The sequence below is a fragment of the Aquabacterium sp. genome, assembly GCF_036279675.1.
Lineage (GTDB): Bacteria > Pseudomonadota > Gammaproteobacteria > Burkholderiales > Burkholderiaceae_C > Aquabacterium.
In genome coordinates this window covers 1-10707 of record NZ_DASUIS010000081.1, presented here as the reverse complement: position 1 = coordinate 10707, position 10707 = coordinate 1, and the positions used below count along the sequence as shown (strand labels likewise).

The window sequence follows — 10707 nt, the reverse complement described above, 5'->3', positions numbered from 1 at the left end:
AGGATGTCCACATCGCCCACACGCTCCAGGGTTTCGTCTGCCAGGCGCTGGATGTCGTCGGCCTTGCCGGCATCTGCGGCAATCCAGCGTGCATCGATGCCAGCTGCTTGCAGATCTTGCACGGCCAACTCCAGATCAGCTGACTTGCGCGAGCTGATCACGACCTTGGCACCAGCCTCGCCCAATGCATGGGCCATCTGCAGGCCCAGGCCGCGCGAGCCGCCGGTGATCAGGGCCTTCTTGCCCGTCAGGTCGAACAGTTGTTGTACCTTGCGTGCTTCCGTCATGCTGCCCTCGCTTCAGACGTTGTAATCCACCACGTGGCGGGTGGCCGCCATCTCGCGGATCTGTGCCACCACGCCCTGATGATGCGGATGAGGGATGTAGGCAGCCAGTGCATCCTTGCTCTCGAACGTGGACACCAGCACCACGTCGCAGTTGGCTTCGAGGCCTTCGGTCTTGATGCCGACGTCGAACTCATGCATGCCGGGCACCAGGCCCTTGCAGCTGTCCAGCAGGGCCTTGACCTTGGCGGCGTCTTCGGGGCGCTTGAGCGTCCACATCACGATGTGTCTCAACATGGTTTGTCTCTCTCGGTGTTGTTGGGTGATCCGATCAGATGATCAGGTGATGGGTTGATGATCAGAACCAGTCGGCCTGGGCTTGTGCGCAGGTCAGGTCTCGTTTGGCAACCACGCCCAGCCAGGCGTCGATCTTGGGCAGCTCGAAGTGGTAGAAGTAGTCTGCACAAGCGAGCTTGCCTTTGAGGAAGCCATCGCCCAGCGGGCTCTTGTCCCACTCGCCCTTGGCTTGTGCGGCCTTGGCGGCCAGCGCCAGCTCCAGCCAGATCCACGCGAGCACCGTGTGGCCAAAGGCTTGCAGATAAGGCGTGGCATTGGCCAATGCCTCTTCAGGCACACCGGTGGACCAGGCGGCCTTGGTCGTGGCCCCCACCTTCTGCAGTGCCTGCGCCAGGGCATTCGCGTGCACGGCCAGGCCGTCCACCTGCCCTGCCTTCTGAATCGTTTCGCTGATGCGCTCGGCCAGCACGCTCAAGGCCTTGCCGCCGTTCATCACCACCTTGCGGCCCAGCAGGTCCAGCCCCTGGATGCCGTGCGTGCCTTCGTGGATCATGTTGAGGCGGTTGTCGCGCCAGTACTGCTCCACCGGGAAGTCTCGCGTGTAGCCATAGCCGCCCAGGATCTGGATGGCCAGGCTGTTGGCCTCCTGCGCCCACTCGCTGGGCCAGCTCTTGGCAATCGGCGTGAGCAACTCCAGCAGCAGGCCGGCTTTCTCGGCCTCGGCGCCGGTGCCCGTGTGTTGATCGTCCACCAGTTGCGCGCACAGCAGGCCCAGGGCCAGACCACCTTCGGCGATGGCTTTTTGCATCATCAGCATGCGCTTGACATCGGTATGCTCGATGATGGGGATCTGCGGCGCGCTGTGGTTCTTGCCTCCCGCGCTCATGTGGCGGCCTTGCGGGCGTTGCTTCGCGTATTCCAGCGAAGCCTCATAGCCTGCATATCCCAGCATCGTGGCGCCCAGGCCAACGCTGATGCGGGCTTCATTCATCAAGGTGAACATGCACTTGAGGCCCTCACCCTGCTTGCCGATCAGGTAGCCCACGGCACCCGCCTGGCCATTGACCGGGAACTTGCCTTCGCCAAAGTTCAGCAGCGTGTTGACCGTGCCACGGTAGCCGCACTTGTGGTTCAAGCCGGCCAACGCCACGTCGTTGCGCTGAGCGGTGATGCTGCCATCTTGTTTGACCAGCTTGCGCGGCACGATGAACAACGAGATGCCCTTCACGCCCGGTACGGGCTTGCCATCTTCGCCGGGGATCTTGGCCAGCACCAGGTGCACGATGTTCTCGCCCATCTCGTGCTCGCCACCCGAGATCCACATCTTGTTGCCGGTGAGGCGATAGCGTGGGCCCAGGGTGTCCTGCGTCCAGTCGATGCCGGTACCATCGCCGTTCACATCGGGCACGGCCTTGGTGGCGATGTCCGACAGGCTCGATCCCGCCTGGGGTTCGCTCAGGCACATGGTGCCGAAGGTGCGGCCTTCAAAGCCACCACGCGCAAACACATCGATCTGCTTGGGCGTGCCGTGCGCCAGGATGGTGTTGGCATTGCCGCGCGTGAGCATCGGGTACGCGGCCAGCGACACGCTGGATTTGTAGAAGAAGCTCATCGACGCGATCTCGACCACCGTGGGCAACTGCATGCCACCGATGTCGGCGTCCTTGCTGCCCGCCATCAGGCCCGAATCGTTGAAGGCCTGCATGGCCACGGGCGTTTCCTTGGGCAGCGTCACCGTCACACCATCAAACTCCGGCTCGTGGATGTCGGTCAGGCGGTTGATGGGGGCGAACTGTTCGGTGGCGATCTTCTCGCTCAGATCCAGCACAGCGGTGAAGGTTTCGCGGTTGTGCTCGGTGTGGCGTTCGCGCTGGCACAGGCCTTCGGCGTTCAGCCAGTCGTACAGCAGGAAGTCAACGGTGGCGCGGTGGGTCATGGTCTCGACTCAGGTGATGCGGTGATATCGGGGCACGCTGTCAACAGCGCGTCAGTGTGAATGGTCAAAGGCACGAAGCAAGGTCAGCGGCCCTTGAACACGGCCTCACGACGCTCCAGGAAGGATTGGATGCCCTCCAGGGCGTCCATGCTTTGCATGACAGGCAGCAGATTGGGGAACAGCGCCTTGGCAGCAGCAGCTTCACCTTCGTTCCATGCCAGGCGGGTGGACTTGAGCACGTTCTGCACACCCATGGGTGCAGCCTTGGCGATCTGCTCGGCTATCTCGCGAGCCTTCGCCAGTTGCTGGCCCGCTGGCACCACTTCCTGCACCAGGCCGGTACGCAAGGCTTCTTGCGCATACCAGTATTCACCTGTCAGCAAATAGCGGTGTGCCGCACCCCACCCCATCTGTCTGGGCAGACGCAGGGTGGCGCCAGCGCAAGGGAAGATGCCGCGCTTGACTTCCAGCATCGCAAAGCGCGTGTTGTCTGCCGCCACACGCACCTCGGTGTTGAGCATGATCTCCACACCCCAGGTGAAGCAGTTGCCCTGCACCGCCATCACCACAGGCTTGCTGTGCCGCTCACCCGTCAGGCCGAAGGGATCGATCTCACCTTCACCGATCTCGAAGCCTTTGCCATTGCCAAAGATGGGCGCCCACTTGTCCAGCTCCACACCGGACGTCATGTGCTGGCCTTCGCCGTACAGCAGCGCCACGCGCAGATCAGGGTTGCGGCTCAGCTCCCCATAGGCCTTGGCGATGTCGCGGTACATCTCGGGCGACAAGGCGTTGTGCTTCTCGGGCCGGTTGACCTTGATCTCCAGGATGTGTCCGACCTGGCGGGTTTCGATGTAGGACATGCGCGTGTCTCGCTGTGAATTCAGGCACAAAAAAAGGCCCGCATGGCAAGCGCCATGCAGACCTCGGGTTCAGATCGTCTGATCCATCATGTTGTCGTGCAATCGGCGACCGATCGACTGACGAGGGCCTCAGCCCGCGATCAGGCCTTGCCGCCCGTCACGCGCTGACCTTCTGCGGCCAGCTTGACGAGCAAGGGGGCCGGCGTCCAGAAAGCAGGATCGCTGCTGGCCGTGGCCGCAAAGCCCTTCATCAGCTCGATCACCTTGGGCAGTCCCAGCATGTCGGCGTAGAGCATGGGGCCGCCGCGGTAAGCCGGGAAGCCATAGCCCGTGAGGTAGACCATGTCGATGTCGGAGGCCTTGGAGGCAATGCCCTCTTCCAGGATCAGCGCGCCTTCGTTGACCAGGGCCAGCATCAGGCGCTGCACGATCTCTTCATCACTGATGGCGCGGGGCGAGATGCCCTTGTCTGCACGGACCTTGTCGATGCAGGCCTGCACTTCAGCCGAAGGCACGGGCTCGCGCTTGCCCACTTCGTAGTCATACCAGCCCTTGCCGGTCTTCTGACCAAAGCGGCCCAGCTCACAGATGGCATCGCCCACCGGGCTGTAGATCACGTCGGGCTTTTCAATCTTGCGACGCTTGCGGATGGCAAAGCCGATGTCGTTGCCGGCCAGATCGCCCACACGGAAGGGGCCCATGGCCCAGCCAAAGGCCTCGGCGGCCTTGTCCACCTGCTGCACCGTGGCGCCTTCTTCGATCAGGAAGAAGCTCTGGCGCACGTACTGCTCGAACATGCGGTTGCCGATGAAGCCATCGCACACGCCTGACACCACCGCCACCTTCTTGATCTTCTTGGCCACCTGCATGACCGTGGCCATCACGTCCTTGGCTGTGTGCTTGCTGCGCACCACTTCCAGCAGGCGCATCACGTTGGCGGGGCTGAAGAAGTGCAGGCCCACCACATCGCCCGGGCGCTTGGTCACTTCGGCGATCTTGTCCACGTCCAGCGTGGAGGTGTTCGATGCCAGGATGGCACCGGGCTTCATGATGCTGTCGAGCTTGGTGAAGACCTGCGACTTCACGCCCATGTCTTCGAACACGGCCTCGATGACCATGTCGGCCTGCGCGATGTCGTCGTAGCTCAGCGTGGTGGTCAGCAGGCTCATGCGCTGTTCGTACTTCTCTTGAGCCAGCTTGCCCTTGGCCACCTGCGCTTCGTAGTTCTTGCGGATGATGCCCACGCCACGGTCGATGGCCTCCTGCTTCATCTCCAGCAAGGTGACCGGGATGCCGGCGTTGAGGAAGCACATGGTGATACCGCCACCCATGGTGCCGGCGCCGATCACGGCCAGGCGCTTGATGTCACGCACGGGCGTGTTGTCAGGCACATCGGGGATCTTGCTGGCGGCGCGCTCGCCGAAGAAAGCGTGGCGCAGGGCTTGAGCCTGGTCGCTGGTCACCAGCTTGGCGAACACGTCCTGCTCATAAGCCAGGCCTGCGTCCAGATCCAGCCTGGTCGAGGCTTCCACGCAATCCACGCAGCGTTGGGGTGCCTCCAGGTTCTTGCGGGTCCTGGCCAGATCAGCGCGAGCCTTGGCAAAGGCCTCGGCATCAGCGGGCGCGGCCACACTCAACTGGCGCACGGAAGGCAGTGGGCGCACGGCCGCCACGTCCTTGGCAAAGGCGATGGCGGCGGGCAGCAGTTCCCCGTCCACCACCTTGTCGAACAGCTTCTGGCCCGGGGCCTTGGCCAGCCTCTCGGCGGGCACGGAGGCGCCGCTCGTGATCATCTGCAAAGCGGTCTCGACACCCAGCACGCGGGGCAGGCGCTGCGTGCCACCTGCACCCGGCACGATGCCGATGTTCACTTCCGGCAAGGCGATCTGTGTGCCCGGCACCACCAGGCGATAGTGGCAGCCCAGGGCCAGCTCCAGCCCACCGCCCATGGCCACGCCGTGAATGGCCGCCACAACCGGCTTACCCGATTGCTCGACCGCCGTGATGGCCGTGTGGAAGGAAGGCTCGGCCGCCATCTTGGCCGTGCCGAACTCGCGGATGTCCGCCCCGCCACAGAACACCTTGCCTGCACCCGTGATCACGATCGACGACACGGCGCTGTCTGCATTCGCCTTGGCAATGCCATCGACGACACCAGCTCGCGTGCTTTGCCCGAAACCGTTGACGGGGGGGTTGTCCAGGGTGATGACGGCCACGCCGTCGGTGACTTGGTAGGAGGTGCTCATGGCGATCTCGGGCTCGATGAAAGACAAGGGAACACCGCGGCACAAAAAGCCCGACAAGGCACATGCACCGCGCTCAATGATCCTCAGCCATCAATTCTGACAAGAATCATTGTACGAATTGGTGAACATTGTGCACCGACTCTGCAAAGGCGCGCGACCACCCCGTGAAAACACCTAGACGCACGTGCACTTTGCGTCAATCTGCGCCCCGGTGGCTCAGACCTCCAGCCACTCCTTGCGGGTGTATTGATCCGCCCGCAGCTCATCCGGTGTGCCGTGGAAAACCACCTCGCCGTGGCCCATCACGTAGCAGCGCTGCGAGATGTCCAGCGCGATGGTGAGCTTCTGCTCCACCAGCAGCACGGCCAGGCCGCGCTTTTGCAGCTCCTTCAGATACTGCCCGACCAGCTCCACGATCTTGGGCGCCAGACCTTCGGTGGGTTCATCGATCATGATCAGGTCCGGGTCGCCCATCAGCGTGCGGCACAGCGTCAGCATCTGCTGCTCGCCGCCAGACATCACACCGGCTTCGGTGTGCTGGCGTTCCTTGAGGCGCGGGAACATCTGGTACATGTCGTCCAGGCTCCAGCGGCCCTTTTTCGAGCCGGCCTTCATGCCCAGTCTCAGATTCTGCTCCACCGTGAGCTTGGGAAACACATCGCGGCTCTCGGGCACATAGCCCAGGCCACGTCGCGCGATGTCATAGGTCTTGTGACCCAGCAGTTCCTGCTCGTTCCACTTGACCGAACCCTGCCCTTCCACCAGGCCCATGATGGCCTTGATGGTGGTGGAGCGCCCCGAGCCATTGCGGCCCAGAAGGCTCACGATCTCACCAGGCTTGACCTCCATGTCCACCCCGTGAAGGATGTGGCTCTTGCCGTAGAAGGCGTGCAGATTCTGGATGCTCAGCATGGTGTTCAGACTCCGGCTTCAGCTTCGGCCGCCTGGCTCTGCGCCAGCACCGAACCCAGGTAAGCCTCTTTGACGCGTTCATTGGCCCGCACGTTCTCCGGCGTGTCAAAGGCGATCACCTCGCCATACACCAGCACCGCGATGCGATCGGCCAGACCAAACACCACGCCCATGTCATGCTCGACCGTGAGCAGGGTCTTGCCCACCGTCACGTCACGGATCAGCTTCACGAAGTTGGCCGTCTCGGACTTGCTCATGCCGGCAGTGGGCTCATCCAGCAGAATCACGTCACCGCCGCCTGCAATGGTCACGCCCACCTCCAGTGCCCGTTGCTCGGCATAGGTCAGCGCCGACACATGCACATCACGCTTGCGACGCAGGTGGATCATGTCGAGCACCTCTTCGGCGCGCGCATTGACCTTGTCCATCTTCGACAGAAAGCGCCAGAAGGTATAGCGCTCCCCCATCGACCACAGCACCGCACAACGGATGTTCTCGAACACCGTCAAGCGCGGAAACAGGTTGGACACCTGAAAGCTGCGGGCCAGGCCGCGTCGGTTGATGTCGTAAGGCGTGCGGCCATGAATGGGCTCGCCATTGAGCAGGATCTCGCCACTCGTGGGGGCCATGCGCCCGCTGATCAGGTTGAACAAGGTGGACTTGCCCGCGCCATTGGGCCCGATCAGGGCCACACGCTCACCGGCCTTTACCGCCAGCTCGGCGCCCCGGATGATCTCGGTCTTGCCGAAAGACTTGCGCACCTGGCGCAGCTCCAGGGCCATCCTCGATGCCGACGTGTTTGCTTGCATTGACATACTCATGCTCAACCCCGATCAATGCGCTTGCTGGCGCACCATCTGCGCCTCGATGTCTTCCTGGATCTGGTTCCACTGACGCGAGAAGCGTCGGCGCACCAACTCGAACAAGCCCACACCCACGGCCAGCGCCAACACGGTCATGCCCCAGGTGGCGCCAAGCTGCGTATTGAGCTCGACACCCGCAAAGCGCATGACAGGGCCCAGCGCCTCGTTGAGCTTGACGTGGTAGACCATCTCCACAATGGCAGCGAAGGGCACCACCACCAGCACGGCTGCGCCGGCCAGTGCCGCATACGTGCCCCACAGGCGACGCAACATGCCGTATGCGGCCAGGCGCACGTTCATCATCAGCAGGCTGGCTATGCCGCCGGGGGCGAACATCACCATGAACAGGAAGACCAGCCCCAGATACAGCAACCAGGCTTTGGTCAGCTCCGACAGCATCACCATCGCGAACACCATCAGCACTGCGCCGATGATCGGGCCGAAGAAGAACAGCGAACCACCCAGGAAGGTAAACAGCAGATAGGCCCCGGAGCGCTGCGCGCCGACCACTTCAGCGGTCACGATCTCGAAGTTGATGGCGTACAGGCCACCTGCGATACCGGCAAAGAAGCCCGCGATCATGAAGGCGATGTAACGCACACGTTGCGTGTCATAACCTATGAACTCGACACGCTCCGGGTTGTCGCGCACCGCATTGAGCATGCGCCCCAAGGGGGTCTGCGTGAAGGCAAACATCAGCACCGTGCAGATGAAGCAGTACACGGCGATGAGGTAGTACACCTGAATCTGCGGCCCGAAGGTGATGCCCATGAAGGGCTGTCCCACCACGCGATTGCTGCTGATGCCGCCCTCGCCGCCAAAGAACTCCGGCAGCATCAGCGACATGTTCCACACCAGCTCACCCACGCCCAGCGTGATCATGGCAAAGGTGTTGCCCGACTTCTTGGTGGTAACGGCGCCCAACAGGGCCGCCACGAACAGCCCTGCAAAGCCGCCAATGATCGGGATCAGGCTGACCGGAACGGACCAATCGCCTGCGCCCACCTTGTTGAGCGTGTGTATGGCCGCAAACGCGCCCAGGCCGGAATACACGGCATGCCCGAAGCTCAACATGCCACCTTGCCCCAGCAGCATGTTGTACGACAGGCAGACGATGATGGCTGTGCCCATCTGCGTGAGCATGGTCATGGCCAGGCTGCTCTTGAAGAACATCGGAGCCACGAACAGCACCAGGGCATAGACCGACCACAGCACCCAGCGGCCGACGTTCAGAGGGCGAAATCGATAGACATTGCTGGACATGCTCATTACTCCTCACGTGTGCCCAGCAGGCCCTTGGGTCTGAAGATCAGGATCAACACCAGCAGGAGATACGGCAGGATCGGTGCCATCTGCGACACCGTGATTTTCAGCAGCGGGTAAGACCAGTGCTCGTAGTTCACCGTCTGGCCATGGCTTTGCATGAAGGTGGCCACTGACACATCGGCCACCACCGCAAAGGTCTGCAGCAAGCCGATCAGCAAAGACGCCAGGAAGGCCCCCGCAAGGGAGCCCATGCCACCCACAACCACCACCACGAAGATGATGGCACCCACCGAGGCCGCCATATTGGGTTCAGTCACAAAGGCATTGCCACCGATCACGCCAGCCAGGCCAGCCAGTGCGCAGCCGCCACCGAACACGCCCATCATCACGCGCGGCACGTTGTGCCCCAGCGCCTGCGCCATGTCAGGATGGGTCAGCGCGGCCTGAATGATCAAGCCGATGCGCGTGCGTGTGAGCAGCAACCACAAGGCGCCGAGCATGAACAAGGCCACCAGGGCCATGAAGCCACGGTAAATGGGGAACTGCGTACAGGAATTGCCGGCAGCGAGGCCGCAGATCGCCTGATCGCCAGCGCCAAGCATGAACTGCAGGCCTTGCGCCTTGACGTTGGCCACCGTGAACAAAGGCCCGCTGAGCGACTCGGGGATGCGGTAGTCCACGTTGGCCGGGCCCCAGATCAACCGCACGCATTCATACACGACGTAGGACAAGCCGAAGGTGATCAACAACTCCGGCACATGCCCATATACATGCACCTTGCGCAGGCTGTATCGCTCGAACATGGCACCCAGCACCCCCACCAGCAAAGGCGCGAGGATCAAGGCCGGGAAGTACCCCACCATGCCAGCGATCATGTACGCGAAATAGGCACCCAGCATGTAGAAGCTGGTGTGTGCAAAGTTCAGCACACCCATCATGCTGAAGATCAGCGTCAGCCCGGAGCTGAGCATGAACAGCAACAGCCCGTAGCTGATGCCATTCAGAAAGAAGACGACGAAGGTTTCCATCAGGCGCGGCGCACGAGTGAAACCGGGGCAGGCGCTGCGCCACCTTGCCTGCCCACATTCATCGGCCCGGGCAACTCATTGAAGATGCCACAGGCCGCTCGTATCACGACGGACGCTTCATCTGGCAGGACGTCGGGGTGCTCGACACGTACGAGTCGAACGATTTCACAGGCACAAAGGTCATGCCCGTCTTTTCGACGTCGTAGCTGTTCTTGGCATCCACCGGCGCCCACTTGGCGATGAACAGGGGTTGCTGCAACTGGTGGTCCGTCTTGCGCATTTCGACTTCACCGTTGAAGCTCTTGAACTTCAAGCCCTCCATCGCGGCAGCCACCTTCACCGGATCGGTGGACTTCGCCTTGGCCATGCCTTCTGCCAGCATCGTCAGCCCCGAATAAGTGGCGGCCGAGTAGTAGTCGTCATTGAAGCGCTTCTTGAACTCGCTGACCAGGGTCGCGTTCAGGCCGGGCATGTTGTAGTGACCATAGCCCACCTGGTAGACGCGACCATCGGCAGCCTTGCCCAGCGCGGTGGGCGTGCCGCCGAAGTTGGCGTAGTAGGTGTAGAACTTGACGTTCAGACCCGCTTCGTTCGCGGCCTTGACCAGCAACGCAAGGTCGGACCCCCAGTTGCCCGTGATCACGGTATCGGCGCCAGATGACTTGATCTTGGCCACATACGGGGCGAAGTCGCGGACTTGCGCCAGGGGATGCAGGTCATCACCCACGATCTGGATGTCAGCGCGCTTGCGCGCCAGCATGGACTTGGCAAACTTCGAGACCTGCTGGCCGTGCGCATAGTTCTGGTTGATCAGATAGACCTTCTGCACGTCCTTCTGATCCTTGATGAAGGTGGTCAGCGCCTCCATCTTCATGGAGGTGTCGGCATCCAGACGGAAGTGCCAATAGCTGCACTTGCTGTTGGTCAGATCAGGGTCCACCGCAGCATAGTTCAGGTAGACGATTTCCTTGCCGGGGTTGCGCTCGTTGTACTTGTTGACGCCATCCACCAG

The 10707-nt window shown here is 62.1% G+C and carries 10 protein-coding genes; all 10 read right to left on the bottom strand.

Translation table 11 applies throughout. From position 1 onward, the window contains the following. Window positions 1-287, bottom strand: a 287-nt coding sequence (locus VFW93_RS09960) for an SDR family NAD(P)-dependent oxidoreductase (RefSeq protein WP_329693843.1), incomplete at its 3' end; no start/stop codon positions are given. Between the two features lie 12 nt (window positions 288-299). Further along, on the bottom strand, window positions 300-581 hold the full coding sequence (locus tag VFW93_RS09955) for a Dabb family protein (RefSeq protein ID WP_290646365.1): 282 nt from the start codon (window positions 579-581) through the stop codon (window positions 300-302). A 61-nt stretch (window positions 582-642) separates the two neighbouring features. After that, complete coding sequence (locus VFW93_RS09950; RefSeq protein WP_329693842.1) at window positions 643-2517, bottom strand: acyl-CoA dehydrogenase; 1875 nt, start codon at window positions 2515-2517, stop codon at window positions 643-645. Window positions 2518-2600: 83 nt separating this feature from the next. After that, window positions 2601-3380, bottom strand: a complete 780-nt coding sequence (locus tag VFW93_RS09945) for a crotonase/enoyl-CoA hydratase family protein (RefSeq protein WP_329693841.1) — start codon at window positions 3378-3380, stop codon at window positions 2601-2603. A 140-nt stretch (window positions 3381-3520) separates the two neighbouring features. Beyond that, window positions 3521-5626 carry a 3-hydroxyacyl-CoA dehydrogenase NAD-binding domain-containing protein gene (locus VFW93_RS09940; protein WP_329693840.1) on the bottom strand — a complete coding sequence of 702 codons (2106 nt, stop codon included), beginning with the start codon at window positions 5624-5626 and terminating at the stop codon, window positions 3521-3523. A gap of 216 nt (window positions 5627-5842) precedes the next feature. After that, complete coding sequence (locus VFW93_RS09935) at window positions 5843-6538, bottom strand: ABC transporter ATP-binding protein (protein WP_290673297.1); 696 nt, start codon at window positions 6536-6538, stop codon at window positions 5843-5845. 5 nt (window positions 6539-6543) lie between these two features. Further along, window positions 6544-7347, bottom strand: a complete 804-nt coding sequence (locus VFW93_RS09930; RefSeq protein WP_329693839.1) for an ABC transporter ATP-binding protein — start codon at window positions 7345-7347, stop codon at window positions 6544-6546. A gap of 24 nt (window positions 7348-7371) precedes the next feature. Beyond that, on the bottom strand, window positions 7372-8664 hold the full coding sequence (locus VFW93_RS09925; RefSeq protein ID WP_329693838.1) for a branched-chain amino acid ABC transporter permease: 1293 nt from the start codon (window positions 8662-8664) through the stop codon (window positions 7372-7374). 5 nt (window positions 8665-8669) lie between these two features. Further along, window positions 8670-9695, bottom strand: coding sequence for a branched-chain amino acid ABC transporter permease (locus tag VFW93_RS09920; RefSeq protein ID WP_329693837.1), 1026 nt, complete (start codon window positions 9693-9695; stop codon window positions 8670-8672). Window positions 9696-9798: 103 nt separating this feature from the next. Beyond that, window positions 9799-10707 (bottom strand): ABC transporter substrate-binding protein (locus VFW93_RS09915; protein ID WP_329693836.1); only part of this gene is annotated, 909 nt, incomplete at its 5' end.